Source organism: Streptomyces sp. NBC_01216 (genome assembly GCF_035994945.1).
In the GTDB taxonomy this organism is placed as follows: Bacteria; Actinomycetota; Actinomycetes; order Streptomycetales; family Streptomycetaceae; genus Streptomyces.
Map to the genome: position 1 here is coordinate 293,218 of NZ_CP108678.1, position 14,127 is coordinate 307,344.

General features: G+C 71.4%; 18 protein-coding genes. 5 read left to right on the forward strand and 13 right to left on the reverse strand.

Features of this window, described 5'->3' with window-relative positions; all coding sequences use genetic code 11:
• Positions 1-62: 62 nt before the first annotated feature.
• Positions 63-650, reverse strand: coding sequence for a hypothetical protein (locus OG393_RS33925; RefSeq protein ID WP_250305395.1), 588 nt, complete (start codon positions 648-650; stop codon positions 63-65).
• Between the two features lie 286 nt (positions 651-936).
• Between OG393_RS33925 and OG393_RS33930 the strand changes: the two genes are divergently transcribed.
• Complete coding sequence (locus OG393_RS33930; RefSeq protein ID WP_327378916.1) at positions 937-2,127, forward strand: IS110 family transposase; 1,191 nt, start codon at positions 937-939, stop codon at positions 2,125-2,127.
• 8 nt (positions 2,128-2,135) lie between these two features.
• Here the strand turns inward: OG393_RS33930 and OG393_RS33935 are convergent, their stop codons facing one another.
• From OG393_RS33935 to OG393_RS33980, 10 genes are all read right to left on the reverse strand, one after another.
• The gene (locus OG393_RS33935; protein ID WP_327378917.1) at positions 2,136-2,498 is read right to left on the reverse strand and encodes a hypothetical protein; all 363 of its coding nucleotides are present in this window, start codon (positions 2,496-2,498) and stop codon (positions 2,136-2,138) included.
• Between the two features lie 63 nt (positions 2,499-2,561).
• Entirely contained in the window at positions 2,562-2,900 is a 339-nt protein-coding gene (locus tag OG393_RS33940; RefSeq protein WP_250305397.1) for a hypothetical protein, read from the reverse strand.
• 364 nt (positions 2,901-3,264) lie between these two features.
• Positions 3,265-3,765, reverse strand: a complete 501-nt coding sequence (locus OG393_RS33945) for a hypothetical protein (protein ID WP_327378918.1) — start codon at positions 3,763-3,765, stop codon at positions 3,265-3,267.
• A gap of 109 nt (positions 3,766-3,874) precedes the next feature.
• A complete protein-coding gene (locus OG393_RS33950; protein ID WP_327378919.1) occupies positions 3,875-4,822 on the reverse strand; it encodes a hypothetical protein in 948 nt (315 codons plus the stop codon).
• A gap of 16 nt (positions 4,823-4,838) precedes the next feature.
• Complete coding sequence (locus OG393_RS33955; protein WP_327378920.1) at positions 4,839-6,911, reverse strand: type I restriction-modification system subunit M; 2,073 nt, start codon at positions 6,909-6,911, stop codon at positions 4,839-4,841.
• A gap of 127 nt (positions 6,912-7,038) precedes the next feature.
• Positions 7,039-7,608, reverse strand: a complete 570-nt coding sequence (locus OG393_RS33960) for a hypothetical protein (protein ID WP_327378921.1) — start codon at positions 7,606-7,608, stop codon at positions 7,039-7,041.
• Between the two features lie 99 nt (positions 7,609-7,707).
• Positions 7,708-7,890 carry a hypothetical protein gene (locus OG393_RS33965; protein ID WP_327378922.1) on the reverse strand — a complete coding sequence of 61 codons (183 nt, stop codon included), beginning with the start codon at positions 7,888-7,890 and terminating at the stop codon, positions 7,708-7,710.
• Positions 7,891-7,970: 80 nt separating this feature from the next.
• The gene (locus tag OG393_RS33970; RefSeq protein WP_250305402.1) at positions 7,971-8,141 is read right to left on the reverse strand and encodes a hypothetical protein; all 171 of its coding nucleotides are present in this window, start codon (positions 8,139-8,141) and stop codon (positions 7,971-7,973) included.
• Between the two features lie 71 nt (positions 8,142-8,212).
• Positions 8,213-8,644 carry a hypothetical protein gene (locus OG393_RS33975; RefSeq protein WP_327378923.1) on the reverse strand — a complete coding sequence of 144 codons (432 nt, stop codon included), beginning with the start codon at positions 8,642-8,644 and terminating at the stop codon, positions 8,213-8,215.
• 98 nt (positions 8,645-8,742) lie between these two features.
• On the reverse strand, positions 8,743-9,174 hold the full coding sequence (locus tag OG393_RS33980; protein ID WP_327378924.1) for a DUF4262 domain-containing protein: 432 nt from the start codon (positions 9,172-9,174) through the stop codon (positions 8,743-8,745).
• Between the two features lie 313 nt (positions 9,175-9,487).
• Here OG393_RS33980 and OG393_RS33985 point away from each other — a divergent pair, with 313 nt between their 5' ends.
• From OG393_RS33985 to OG393_RS33995, 3 genes are all read left to right on the forward strand, one after another.
• Positions 9,488-9,739, forward strand: coding sequence for a hypothetical protein (locus OG393_RS33985; protein ID WP_327378925.1), 252 nt, complete (start codon positions 9,488-9,490; stop codon positions 9,737-9,739).
• Between the two features lie 81 nt (positions 9,740-9,820).
• Positions 9,821-10,258, forward strand: coding sequence for a hypothetical protein (locus OG393_RS33990; RefSeq protein ID WP_250305406.1), 438 nt, complete (start codon positions 9,821-9,823; stop codon positions 10,256-10,258).
• Complete coding sequence (locus tag OG393_RS33995) at positions 10,255-11,274, forward strand: hypothetical protein (RefSeq protein ID WP_327378926.1); 1,020 nt, start codon at positions 10,255-10,257, stop codon at positions 11,272-11,274. The genes OG393_RS33990 and OG393_RS33995 overlap by 4 nt, the downstream gene beginning before the upstream one ends.
• Positions 11,275-11,599: 325 nt before the next feature.
• Here OG393_RS33995 and OG393_RS34000 read toward each other — a convergent pair whose 3' ends face one another.
• Positions 11,600-12,031: a hypothetical protein gene (locus OG393_RS34000; protein WP_327378927.1), complete on the reverse strand. Its 432-nt coding sequence runs from the start codon at positions 12,029-12,031 to the stop codon at positions 11,600-11,602.
• A 265-nt stretch (positions 12,032-12,296) separates the two neighbouring features.
• Positions 12,297-13,430 carry a hypothetical protein gene (locus tag OG393_RS34005; RefSeq protein ID WP_327378928.1) on the reverse strand — a complete coding sequence of 378 codons (1,134 nt, stop codon included), beginning with the start codon at positions 13,428-13,430 and terminating at the stop codon, positions 12,297-12,299.
• Between the two features lie 235 nt (positions 13,431-13,665).
• Between OG393_RS34005 and OG393_RS34010 the strand changes: the two genes are divergently transcribed.
• Positions 13,666-14,055 carry a hypothetical protein gene (locus OG393_RS34010; RefSeq protein WP_327378929.1) on the forward strand — a complete coding sequence of 130 codons (390 nt, stop codon included), beginning with the start codon at positions 13,666-13,668 and terminating at the stop codon, positions 14,053-14,055.
• Positions 14,056-14,127 lie beyond the last annotated feature (72 nt).

The window sequence follows — 14,127 nt, forward strand, 5'->3', positions numbered from 1 at the left end:
ACGTTGGCGGTCTGCGGACCCGGCGCGGGTGCCGGCGCCGCTCCGGCGGACGGTGCGGTGGTTCAGGCGTCGTCGTCCTCGGCGATGCTGAGGTCGAAGCCGAGGGCGTGGAGGCGGTCCTTGATGGCCTCGACGATGTCGCCGCCCTCCAGGTCAGGGTCCGTCATCGCGTCCAGGACGGCGTCCATCCCGTCCTGCGGGTCGGGCTCCGAAGCGGTGACGGCGGGGCGGCCGAACTCACCGGCGAGGACGGCCATGACCGTGCCGAGCATCTGGACGCGTTCCTCGACGTGCCGGTCGGCGGCCCGGTCGTGGTCGTCGTAGTCGTTGCCCAGCAGCGCACCGTCCGGCCCGACGAAAGGGGTGATCTCGGCCCTCTGACGGGCCAGCAGCGAGGCGTGCGCCGTGATCAGGCCGTGGACCACGTCGCGGGACGACCCTCCGGCCGGGCCCGGGGCCCCGTCCAGTCCGTGGCTGTGGCACATCGCCGCGCACTGGAGCCAGCCGGTGAGCTCCTGGACGCGCTCGCTGCGCACGCGGTCCCACTGGTCGAACGGCTGCTCGCAGACGGCGGCGAGCTCGGCGAGCGCTGCGGCGACGGCGGTGGGCCCGGCATCGCCGGGGAGTGCAGTCAGGGTGGTGGCGGTCATCGGATTCCTCAGGGTGAGCGTCGCGCGGTCGGAGCGGACGGCGGTTCAGTTGGTCCTACGTTGTTCGTGGGTTGAACGGGCTGTCGTAAGGTCCTGAGGCCCAGAGACACCGGGTATGGCTCTCAGTTGGTTGCCCTGGATGGCTCCGTCCACCTGGCCGCCCGGTGTCTCACGACGACTCGGCCGCTGATTAGGAGCTGCGGGCACCTGCGGGTGTATCGCTGAGTAGGACCACGCTGGCGAGGTCGTTCGGGAGAACAGCGCACACCGACGAACCGGAGGTACCGTGCCCCAGATCTGGGCAGGCGTGGACATTGGCAAGACACACCACCACTGCGTGGTCCTGGACGCCGAGGGAAAGAAGCGGCTCTCGCGCCGGGTCCTGAACGACGAGCCGGAACTTCTGACACTCCTCGCCGACGTACTGGCCGTGGACGAGGATGTGCTCTGGGCGGTCGACGTCGCCGATGGCATGGCTGCCCTGTGGATCAACGTGCTGCTCAATCACGGCCAGCAGCTGGTCTACATACCGGGCCTGGCGGTCAACCGGGCCGCGGCCGGCTACCGGGGCATGGGCAAGACCGACGCGAAGGACGCGACCGTCATCGCCGACCAGGCCCGGATGCGCCGGGACCTGACCGTGCTGCGGCCGGACGACGAGCACGCCATCGAGCTGCGAGTCCTCACCAACCGCCGGGCCGACCTGACCGCTGACCGCACCCGCCGGATCAACCGCCTTCGCGGTCAACTCACAAGCATATTCCCTGCCTTGGAACGAGCACTGGACCTCGGCAACAACGGTCCGCTGATCCTGCTGAGCGGCTACCAGACCCCTGCCGGTCTGCGTCGCACCGGCCGTAAGCGGCTGGAAACGTGGCTGCGTAACCGCAAGGTCCGCAGCCCCGAAGCCCTCATCGAGGCCGCCATGGAAGCCGCCGAGCGCCAGCACACCGCCGTCCCCGGGGAGAAGATCACCGCGCAGGTGATCCACACCCTGGCCAAGGAGGTGATGGGCCTCAACGAGCAGATCGCCGAGATCGACAAGCTCATTGCGGCCCGGTTTCGCGAGCACGAGCTCGCCGAAGTGATCGAGAGCATGCCCGGCATCGGCCCGCTGATGGGCGCCGAGTTCCTCGCCGCCACCGCCGGCGACATGAGCCGCTACGGCACAGCCGACCGCCTGGCCAGCCTCGCCGGCGTCGCGCCGGTGCCCCGCGACTCCGGCAACGTCAGCGGCAACCTCCACCGGCCCCGGCGCTACCACCGCGGCCTGCAACGCGTCTTCTACACCTCCGCACTCATCAGCATCCGCAACTGCGACGCCTCGCGACGCTTCTACGAACGCAAGCGCGCCGAAGGCAAGCGACACACCCAGGCCGTCCTTGCCCTTGCCCGACGACGAGTCAACGTCCTGTGGGCCCTGATCCGTGACGGACGGTGCTACGAGCATGGACTCTCTGCTGCATCTGCGGCTTGACAACGTCATTAGGAGGTGGGGACGCCGGGGAAGCGGCCGTACGGGTCCAGGAGGACCTCGCCGTGCTCCAGGAAGGCGCGGAAGTCGTGGCCGTGGGTGACAAGTCCTCCGAGCCCTTGGCCGCGGACGGCGTCGGTGCCGACGGCGTAGTGGGGGCGGAGGATGATCTCGCCGACGACCAGCTGGTGGCTGCGTCGGCTGCCGTACCGCAGAGGGTGGGCGTCGCCGGTGTCGGGGATGCGGCTGGAACCGACGAAGGTGACCAGTCCGGGCCCGGAGTCCTGGATGTACATCCAGGACGGGACGTGGCGGGCGTGGGGGTCGAGCGCGAGGCCGGTCAGGGCGGCGTCGGAGGGGCGGTGCGTGGTCATCCGGGCAGTTCCTTGGGATCGGGTCCGTTCCGGCGCCGCGCGGGCGGCGCCGGAACAGGCGGGCTACTGGTCGGCGCCGGTCACGTGCAGCCCTGAGACGCTGGGCAGCTGCGAGAGGATCGTGTAGAACTCCGCCGGCTGGTATCGGGCCTTGCGCTCCCTCTTGCCGAGCCGGAGCGCCAGGTGCACCTCCACGTCGTCGATGGCGTGGTCCCGGGTGGCGATGTATCCGGTGTCCTGGCACGAGAACGTCACCGACTGGACGATCGTCATCAGTTCGCCGAGGGCGACCCGGTCGCCCTTGCGGGGCAGCGGCAGGCTGCCGGTCTCCCAGGTGAAGTCCGCCTCGTATTCGACCTCGCCGTCGTTGATGCCCAGGTCGAAGCTGATCTCTGCGCGCATGGCTGTTCTCCGTTTCCGTCGTTGTTGTGGCCGCGGCGCGCTGCGCCGCGGCCGGGTGGTCGTGCTCCTGGCGGGAGTCGAACCCGCGCCGGGTAGACGAGCTTGGAAAACGCGCTTCCCTGCCGGGGGTTCGGGGGTGTCAGCCCCTCGTTGAGGTTCCCCAACCCTGGGGCTTTTGGCTGGCCAGGGCCCGGTCCCGGTGCATCCGCAACCGTCTCGTCATGACGCCGTTCCGTTTTACGGCCGCTCTTCCGCTGAGCTACAGGAGCGGGATCGGGCGGTGCGCCCTCCCCACGGCACATACATTACACAGACTCAGAGTGTTAAGCAATGTGTGTGTTGTGTTGGTCGGCCTTCGCGGTCGTCAGCGGGGCTTGGCGGTCTCCCTGTCGGGCTCCGCCGGGCCGGCTTGCCGCCGGTCGCTCCGGGCGTCCGGTGCGCCCTCGTACGGATGCCAGGTTGCCGCCGCGCGGTGGGGGAGGCGGGTGGCGACGATGCTCGGCCAGTCCGTCTGGTCGTGTTCCCTCGGGGTGGTCGGGTGCGTGATCCAGTTGGTCGCTCCGGTCTCGTCGCTCAGCAGTGCCTCGACCAGGCACTGCCGGCACATGCCGATCTCGGGCGTCCAGTCCCGGAAGGTCGCGGGGGCCTGGGGGTGCAGCGCCGCGTGGCGCTGGGTGGCTTCCATGATCAGGCGCGGCCAGTCGACGGCGCGCGCCACTCGCTCCAGGATGGCCGCCATGGCGTCCTCGACCGCCCAGACGTCCTCGGTGGGCATGGTGGTGTAGCTGCGGGTGCGCTGGTCCCAGCGGTGGTTCCCCAGTACGTCCTGCCGGAGGGTCTTGATCACGGCGAGTCGGTTGGGCATGGCTCTCTCCTGAAGTTGGGTGCGGATCGGGCGAGGGTGCCGCCCTGCGCCCGGCCGGGCCGAGGTGCCCGTCCGGCCGGCGCGGGCTGCTGTTCTGTCGTGGGGTGCTTCACAGATGCCAGTGCGGTGGCCGGGTGCGGGTGGGGTAGAGCAGCGTTCGGTGCTTGTGCTCGGCGATCGCCCGCTCGGCGCGCCGGTGCGTGGGCTCTTCGAGGTCGCGCGGGTCGCCGAAGGCGTCGCCGCAGGACACCGTCACGTTGCTGCCCAGCCGCCACAGCCGCGAGTTGACCGCGCAGCAGGCGGAGTTGATGGTGTCGAGGTCGTTCAGCCACCAGTGGTAGTGGCCCGGGTCGAGGCCCTGGAAGCGCAGTGCCGCGGCGGCGGCCCGGACCATGGTGCCGGTGCCGGCGCACGGTTCGAGGAGGACGGCGCCGGGTGCCGGGCGGTCGGTCAGCATGATCTCGCCGGCGGGGTCGGCGGCGATCGAGGGGGTGAAGAACTCGCCGGTGGCCTGCTTCTGGCCGTGGCCGCGCATCCGCTGGACCAGGAGGCCGAGCAGGTCTTCCGACTCGCAGCGGGCGAGGTCGCTGCAGTACTCCAGCAGTCCGGCCCGCACGAGGATGCGCGCGTAGTCGGCCAGGCCGCGGATGTCGCTCTCGCTCGGATCGGCGAGCCATGCGTGCAGCGGCCCGGCGGCATCAGCGAGGACCGGGTCGGACGCCCACAGGCTGTTCCAGCTGGCCCGCAGGGCGTCGGCCAGTTCCCCGTCGTCCAGGGGGATCAGCAGCGGGCCGTAGTCCGGCCCGTCCGCTCGGCTGGGGGAGCACAGGGCCAGCCCGGCCAGCGTGCCGACAGCGATGGCCACCTCGCCCGTGCCGCCCCGGTTCTCCAGCCACCACCCATGGGCGGCGTCGACGATGGACCGGCCGTGCTCGCGGCCGTTCTCGGGGACCATGAAGCGCCGGAAGCCGGCGGGAGGGATGCCGTACAGGGTCATGTCGTACTCCAGGAAAGAGGCCGGAGGCAGGGCAGTCGGGCCGCCCCGCTGTCCGGCCATGTGCGAATTCGCAACCTTAAGAAATGTGGTGTGCGTCCGGGGCGGCCCAGGGCTGACCGGCCCAGAGCGCCTGGATCTCGGCCTGGACGGCCTTCAGGTCCGCGTCGATCTCCTCCAGCGGCCGAGGCGGCTTGTAGACGTAGAAGTGGCGGGTGAAGGGGATCTCGTAGCCGACCTTCGTCCTGGCGTGGTCGATCCAGGCGTCGGGGACGAATGGCAGCACCTCCCGCCGCAGGTACTCCTCCGGGTCCTGCCCGAGCGGGACGTTCTCGAAGTCCCTCAGCGCCGGGTCCGGCAGCGGCCCGTCCTTCGAGCCCTGCACCTCGCCCCCGGGATCGGCCACGCCCCACGCCTCACGCAGCGCCCGGACGAACGCGGCACCCGACGGACACGCCAGGCCGGCCGCGGCCACCGCGGCTGTGAGCGCGTCGAGGGCATCAGCCGCCGTCGCCCACACCGAGCCGGCCAGCGGGCGCAACGCCTCGGCGAACGCGACCGCGTCAGTCGCCCGCTGGACCGGCTTCGCCGACGCCAGCTGCGCGATCGACGCCTCGCTGGCCTCGAAGCGCAGCCGGAGGGGACGCTCGACCGTAATCCTCCGGTAGCCGAAGTCCTCGTTGCGGAAGACCTTCACCTTCCCGTCCGCCGAACCGCCGGCACCACCGGGCGCGTGAGCCGGCGGGACCGGCGGCGCCCCGGCGTACAGGCGGGTCAGCTCGGCGATGTGCTCCTCACCGAGCTCCTTGCGCTTGTCGCCCAGCGCCCTGCGCATCTTGCGCCAGTGCTCCCGGGCGTCCAGCAGGACGACACCGCCCTTCCGATTCGCGGCCTTGCGGTTGGTCAGCACCCACACGTAGGTGGAGATGCCGGTGTTGTAGAAGAGCTGGTCGGGCAGCGCGACGATGCCCTCCAGTAGGTCGCTCTCCAGAATCCACTGCCGGATGCGGGACTCCCCGGACCCGGCCTGGCCCGAGAACAGCGGGGAGCCGCTGAAGAGGATCGCGATCCGGCTGCCACCGCTCCCCGATGCGTCGACCGGCTTCATCTTCGCGATCATGTGCTGGAGGAAGAGCAGCGCGCCGTCGTTGACCCGGGGCAGGCCGGCGCCGAACCGGCCGCGCTCGCCCAGCTCCCGGTGCTCGCGCTCGACGGAGTCCTGGGCCTTGCGCCAGTCGACGCCGAACGGCGGGTTGGCCAGCAAGTAGTCGAACGTCGCGCCCGCATGGCCGTCCTGCGTCAGGGAGTTGCCCAGCACGATGGCCTCGGGGGCCTGGCCCCTGACCATCATGTCGGAGCGGCAGATCGCCCAGGACTCTGGGTTCAGTTCCTGCCCGAACACCTCCACCGGGCTGTCGGGGTCAAGACGCAGCAGCTGTTCCTGCGCGGCGCTGAGCATGCCGCCCGTGCCGCACGCCGGGTCCAGGATCGTCCGGGGCGCCCCCGGCTCGCCCGGGGCCTGCCCGTCGGCCGGGGCGAGGAGGTTCACCATCAGCCGGACGACCTCCGGCGGTGTGAAGTGCTCCCCGGCCGTCTCGTGGGACTGCTCGGCGAACCGCCGGATCAACTCCTCGAAGAGGTAACCCATCTGGTGGTTCGACACGACCCCACGTGGCCCCCCGCCCTCGCCCGCGGGCACCGCGCGCCCGGCGGACTCCTCGGCCGGCCGTAGGTCCAGCTCGGCGAAGCGCCCCACGACATGGTGCAGCAGTCCCGCCCCGGCCAGCCGTTCCACCTGCGGGCCGAACCCGTACTGCTCCAGCACCTCTCGCGCCTCGGGCGAGAACGCACCGCAGTACGCGAGCAGCTGCTCGGCGCAGTCCGAGCCTGCGCCCGCGATGGTGCGCAGCGCGAGCGGGCTGGTGTTGCAGAAGCCGGCCCGCGTGATCGCCCGCAACCCGCCGTCCGGCGTGCCCTCGGCGACCGCGGCCAGGACGGCGTCCTTGGTCGGCTCCAGGACGCATTCCAGGCGACGCAGCACCAGGAAGGGCAGGATCACCCGGCCGTACTCCGACTGCTTGAAATCTCCGCGCAGGAGCTCGCTCACCGCCCAGACCCGCGACGACAACTCGGCGTGCTTGCCGCTGTTCAACGGACACCTCTCCAACAGGAACGGCACCGCCGGGCAGTGCCCGGCGCGGCCGACAGGAACGAAGGGAACATCGGGACAGGCCCGGCGGATGCGCGGTGGGCCCCGCACTCGCCGGACGGGCGGGACCTCACGCGCACGACCGCCCGCACTTCTCGGGATCGTGGTAGCCGTCCGCGTACTCGCCAACCTTGTCGCGCACCGCCTGCGGCACCTCGGGCCCGAGCGTCGTCACCGAGTCCCACCACTCGTGGTCGGCCCCGCTGCGCCCCGGGTCGATCGTGTGCACGACAGCCTCGGCGGGGGCGCCGTCCATGTAGACGTGGACCTCGGTGCCGTCGTCGGGGGCGCGGTCGACCACCACGTCGATCCGGCGGCCGACGGGTGGCCCGGTGGTCTCCGTCCGCGTCGGCGATTCGGCCGCTGCCCTGCTCCAGGCTCCGAAGATCTCGTCGCGCCCGTGGGGACCCAGGGACGCGAGCAGCACCGCGTCGAGTGCGCCCAGGTCAACCGTCGCCCATCCCGCGGGCAGGCCCTTGTCCAGATCGTCGGCGTGGCGGTTGAGGAAGCTCAGGACGGAGGACTTGGTCACCCGCGGGTCGTCAGCGGTCAGTTCAAGGCGGCGATCCATCTCGGCGGCCGCGTCACGCAGCGCGGCGGCGCCCGTGACGCCGGGCCGGTGGAGGGGGCTTGCGGGCATGGGGTCGTGCGTCATGGGAAGTCCAATCTCGGTGCGTGCCGGGGCAGTCCGGCGTGAGGAGGGGAACCCCGGGGCGGGGCGGGCTGAGCCGTGCAGCGGTCAGGTGTCCAGCGCGGCTTCGTCCCGCCGCCAGCGGCGCGACTCGACACGGCGGGCGATCCGTCGTTCGGCCACCTTGGCCCGGCCCCGGGCGAAGGTGAAGTAGAAGCAGGTGCATCCTTGGCGGGCCCGGACGCACCCGCCCCGGTGCCCCGGCCGGGTGGCGGGGAGCAGCATGCGCATGGGGGCTCCGTGCGGGTTTGTGGCGGTGGTGGGGGACGGCGGGACGCTGGACCGGGCTTGGCCGGGCCGGGCGGGGCTGACTACCCGCGAGCGGCCTCCGCCTGGGCGTCTTCGGCGGTGTAGCCGCAGTCGCATCCCGCGCGGCAGTACGAGCCGGCCGGGGCGAGGCAGCCCTCGCAAGGCTCGTCGAAGTCCTGGGGCAGGAACGGTCGGCGCTTCGTGGCATCGAGGGCGGGCGGGGGCACGGACATGGCTGCTCCGAGGTTCGGGCTGACCCGGGTAGGCGGGTCAGCGCGGGGGCGGTGGAGGTTCCGAGGGCCGGTCACCTCTCGATCGGCCCCGAGATCGTGATGGTGGTCGAGGCGGCGGTGGCCCCGTCGAGGGTCGTGCTGGCCCAGCGCAGTGCGCTGACCTCGGTGATCGGACCGAGTTCGCCTCCGTAGGGGTCTTCCCCGGTGATCAGGAGCTTGACGTCGACGTCTCCCGTGCTCTCCTGCACCTCGGTGAGCCGGTCGATGAGGTCGCGGACCGTCAGCGGGTGCTCGGAGTGCGTCTGCGGGGCGTCCTCGTCGTCGTTGCGCCCTTCGAGCAGGACCGTGACGGGGCCGGTACCGCGGTGACCCCGATCGGCCTTCACGCCGATGACGGGCCCCTCGGCGCCTTCCCACTTACTGGAGAGGATCGAGGTGACTTCGACGTTCCCTACGCGCTGCTGCTGCTCCTCAAGCCGGTTGAGAAGTTCCGAAATTCGCATCGCTGTGCCCTTCTGACGAGGAGACCGACGTTGTGATGACCGGCTCGCCGCGCGCCGCTAGCTAAACCATACGTGAAATCACAGAGTTAAGCAATGTGCTAGAGAAGGAGCTGTGCCCCTGCCGAGAGGGTGCACGCCACATCGCCGGGGAATCGGCCCTCCCGGTCCGGCCAGACCGCCTGCCACACGGGCGGGTTGCGGCGGTAGACGGTGCGAACCAGGACGAACGGCAATGGGCTGTCCGCCTGCCTCAGTCGCAGCGAGTAGCCGCCCCCGGTGATGCCCTTGACCTCCATCGCCGGAGTCGGGGGAGTCTGCTGCTCAAGCAGCCGCACGGCCAGGGAGTTGAGTGCGGAGCAGGACATTTTATAGTCGAGCCCACTGACCGCCAGTTCGTAGCCCTGGCGGACGTGTAGTCCCACCGTGTAGGCGAGCGAGGGCTCGCCGGTCCGGGGGTCGGCCGGGATGAAGGGGATGGCGTACCCCTTCTCGTTGATGCGGGCCGCCAGCTGCTGTAGGTAGGCGGCCATCTGCTTTCGGGTGTCCGCGGGGATCGAGGGCACTGTCCATCCAATCGGGAGGGTCGGGGCGCCGGGGCCTTGTGCCGGGCCGGCAGGGTGTGTTCCGGGCCTGGGTCGGCGCGCCCCGGAGAGGGTCGGAGTCGGCGGGGATGTGCACACATTATGCTTACTCGTATCCTTAAGCAACATAGTTCGGGATGGCGCTCTTCTGTCTGGCTCCGTGGCAACGGGAGGGAGCGCGAAGATCACTCGGCAGTTCCGCCCAAGATCCACAGCAGCTACGGTCGACCTCAAGATTCCGTCAACCCGCAGGGAGCAGAACATGGGCAGCGTTTACAACAGCATTGGCGACGGCGCAGTCCTTCGTGGCCTCACCATCCAGGCGGGCAATATCGGCTTCGTCGACGGCGCGCAGTCCGGTGACGGTAAGCCGTCCTCCGCGCTCGACCTGCTGGACACCGAAGGCGCGCCGGTCGCGCTGACCCGCGGCGAGTACGAGGCGCTGAACGCCTACCTCGGCGAGCGCACCGACCCCACCGCCCGAGCGCTGCGCAACCGGCTGGCCGACCGCTGACCCAGGGGGACCACGCCCGAGCAGATTTTGCAGTGAGTGCAAACAATTGCACTCACTGCAAAATCTGGCATGATGGACGGCATGAGCGTATTCAGCGACATCGCCGCCATCTGCCATCCGATGCCCAGCCCAGGAGAAGTGCCCGACGACATCTACAGCGATGTATGCGACTCCATCCACGCCCGGCGGGAGGAGATGATCCAAAGCCTTGAGGCCGCCGCCGACGCGGACAGCGAGGAGAACGAGCCGCTGCTGTCCGCCATCGGCATCGCCCGATACCGCAAGGAGCAGGCCGAGGCCGAGATCCGCCGGCTGATCGCCTACGGACGGGAGTTCACCCGCCCCCGCCCCTACGTGCTCGCCGATCTCGCCAGCGCCGCCGGCATGTCCATCTCCGGGGCCCGTATCGCCTACGGCCGCACCGAGGTCGCGGACGTGGAGCAGGCCCTGGGGCGCCCGCCCCGCGAGCGGAGCGCGAACCGACCGGACGCCCCGGACGGCACGGGCAGCGCATCGTGACGGCGCGCCGCTCCAACACCAAGAGGGCCGGAACGCGGGCAACGGGTTCCGGCGCGGGCGCTCCCGCTCTTCGCTCGCGGCTCCACGCGCATGCTTCCCGCCCACTGACGCAGGTCGATGCGATCCGCCTCAAAGCCGGCCTGACGGGATGGTTCGGCTCGGATCAGTGGCCCCGCTACCTGGCCGCGGACGGGATCGCCTACGGGGAGGCGGCATGGCCCGAGCAGTGGCCGTCCGCCTCCCTCAAGGAACGCATGGCGCTCCTCACCGCGGACGAACCGGACCCGCTGACGGTCTGGCAGAACGCCGACACCGTCTACGCGGACGCGCCCATGTGCGACATGGTCACAGCCACCGCCCAGACCTTCCCCCGTCAGCACGTCCGGCGCGACGAGTTCCTGGCCCCCATCGGCGTCCTCCTCTTCGCCAAGCCCGTCCCGTCAGCCGCCTTCGAGTGGTCACGCCCCGACCAGCCGCCCGTCAGTGCCATCACCTGGGCCAGCTGCGACAACGGCATCAACGCCTTCACCTGGATCCGGCAGCCGCCCGGCGCCTACGAGATCAACGGCGCCACGGTGCAGCTCACCGGGCTCTACCCCCACCTCGCCTACATCGTGCCGTGGGACGCCCCCGCGGACGCGGGCACACACGGCGTCTCCATGCTGCGAGCCCTCTCCGCGCTCGCCAGACAGCCTCTGACCCGCGAGGACTCCCCGAAGATCCACCAGTCCGTACGCGCCGTCGCCCGCAGCGCCAAGATCCGCCAGGAGAGCTTCCGGCGCATCTCCCTGCGCCGCCCCGAGGCCGCCGCTCACGAACTCTCCGCCGCACGCGCCGCCGCCGAAGGCCGCACGCTGGCCGGCCACTGGGTCCGCGGACACTGGCGCAACCACTACTACGCCAGCGTCGACGAGCACCAGCCCATCTGGATCGAAGGCTTCCCCCGCGGAGACTTCACCCGCCCCGCGCCCGCCAGAGACCGTCTGCTGGTGGCCCACGGAGACCGCACGGCGTGAGCGGTGATCGGCCCCGACGGCGCGTACGGGCGACAGGCGAGGCCGAGGCCGCCCGGGGCGGTGCGCTGCCTGGGGCCGACACCCCAGGCCGGGGCCGGGCAACCGCCTGTACGGGGAGAGGAGCAGGGGCGAGACCCCGGGATGTGCCCCTGCCGGGCTCGGGGCGCCATCACGGGCGCGGCGGTCCTGGCGGTACGGAGATCCGCACCGGCAGTTCGCCGCATCGGGCCCTGTGGCGAGCGGCAAGAGCGCAAGGTGGCTGCGGGCGGCCCGGGTGGGAGATCGTTCCTCGGGCGGCCGTGCCGTATGCCGGCCCGGAGGGCCGTCAGGGCAGGCTGGCTAGGCTGTGCCGGACCCCGGCCAGGAGCTCGGCCACCGCGGCGTCATTGGAGATCGGCCGACGGCTCCGCCACTCGTCCATGATCGCTGTCACCGCGTCGCCCGCCGCCCGCACCTGCGCGGCCACGTTCGCCGGCAGTTCCGCGCCCGACGCGGGACCGGTCACGACGACAGTCCCGTACAAAAGGTAGGAAATCTCCAGGTTGCGCCAAGTCGACGCCAGCGCCCAGGCGGTCAGGTTCGGCTCCGGGCTCCCGTTGCCGCGCACGTGCAGCAGCACCTCGGGGTGATAGCGGCCCTGGTCCGCGCCGCCGCCCACCAACTCCCCGATCGCGGCACGCCACCCCTCGGCATCCGAGGGCAGGACCGTGCTGCTCACCGATCCGGCCGGCGCGATCACCAACGCGTTGTCCACCACACCCCCCCGTTGTAGCCCGTCGGTACTGCGCATTCGGCTCCCGGAGAGTCTACCGAGCCCAGGGCAGGCCACCGTCGGGGAATCAGCGTCCCCCGGGCGGGGCGGGGATCCGCCCCGCCCCACGCAGCGTGCTCCCACACAACCCACGCGGGCCGGACGGCTGTCCCGATGCGGCACCATGTGGCCGCCGTGCTCTCCCGGTCCCGGCTCGCTGCCTGCCGTCGGCTTCACCACGCCGGAGCCGGACCGGTACGGCCCGGCGGGATCACCACTGGCGCGGCGGCGTGTAGGGCTCCCGCATCGGGGCTTCGCGCCGGCCGTGCCGCTCGCGGTCTCCGGTCATGGCGACGATCCGGTGCACCGGTACCTGTATCGGCCGGTGGCCGTGCTGCGGAGTGAAGGTGAGTGTCCGTCGGCGGGCGTCCCAGCCGGTCAGCAGGCCGTACAGGCTCACCAGTGCCCTGTCGGCGCGCGGCCCGGCCTCGACGTCCAGGCGCACGACCATCCAGGAGTAGTGGTGCTCGGCCAGGTCCTGCAACTGAGCCGAGGCCGGGCCGGTCGCGGTGTCGTCCGGGACCCACGCCCACACGCCCTCGCCGAACGCGTGCCGCCACTGCCGCCGGGCATCGCGTTCGCGCTGCTGCGCCCAGTGGGTGTCGGAGATGTCGGGGCGGGCGGCGCGCTGCTCGGCGCGCGCCGCCCGGACCGGCGCCGAGGCCTGCGGCCGTTTCCCGTCTGCGGTGACGTCCTCGGGCAGGTACGGGTACACCGTTCGCAGCATCACGCGCGCGGCCGACTCCGCGGCCTGCGCGGTCTCTGGTGAGGGGGTGTCGAGGGCGTCGCCGGCGGTCAGCACCGTGGCCTGACCCCAGCGCGGCCGGTCCTCGTGCGCGACGGCGTGCTCGACCGCGTACCTCGGCACCGCCAGTACCACGGCGTGCCGCTTCCGGTTCCGCCCGTACGCCTCCTCGCGGAGCCCGGCGGGCACCGCCGGCCCTATCTGCCGGAACTGTGAGAGGTAGGCGAGGTCGCCCCGGTGGGTCAGCGGCCAGTCGGCCACCATCAGCAACTGCTCGTCCTCCCCGCCCGTGTGCTGGGAGGCGAACTCCTCCTCCAGCCGCCCGCACCACCGCTCCACGAACACGGCCCACAGGTGCCGGTACTCTTGCTGCGCCCACTCGGCCGGGCTGGAGCAGGAGCCGACCGGGGCGAGCGCGGGGGAGGGCAGCGCGGACACGTCGACCACCCGCTGTCGCCCCCACCGCTCGAACATCGCCCGCTGGGCCAACTCCTGGGCGACCACCGCGTCCGGCAGCAGTCCGGGCAGCCGCCCCGCGCAGCGGGCGCAGACCTGGCCCAGGGGCCTGATCCTCCTGTGGCGCGCCTTGGCCGCGGGCACAATGACGGCATGGACCTCATTGCCAAGGTGGCCTGCCGCCGGTGCCCCACGGCCATCGAACTCACCGTCCGCTCGGCCGATCACGCCAAGAGCAAGGTGGAGGCGGCCGGTTGGACCGAGCACCCCAGCGGCGACGGCCACCTGTTGTGCCCCGCCTGCTCCAGGCCGCCCGCCAAGCCCTCTGGTCCGTACGTGCCGGACCCCCTCGAGCCACGGGTGGAGCGCATGGAAGATCATGCCGGTGCTGCGGGCCGGCGGGTTCGCCCACGAACCCGGCGGCGACATCTGGGACTCGGGCCCCGACTTCTGCTGGGAGGAGTCGGTGCGGCGGGATGGCGAGGAGTGGGTCGACGGCGCCGAGTTGTGCGTCCGGGTCCACTACGCGGTGGGCCGGGCGAAGAGGGAAGGCAGCGTCGGCACGTACACGGCCGCGGACCGTGCGCACCACCATGCGGGCCTGGACCGTCTCACCCGCTACCTCGCCGACCAGGGGTACAGCGTCATCGAGGACGCGCGCGGCCGCGAGATGACGCACCTGATCGTCTACCGGCCGGCCGGACACGAGAGCGTCGTACCCGCAGCGACTTCGTCGGGGGCGAAGGTGGTGGCGATTTTGGTGAAGTAGGCGTCCAGCCTGGCGCGCTCGAGGATTTCCATGGCAGTTCCCTCTCCGGAAGGTGAGTCGGGCGGTGCATGG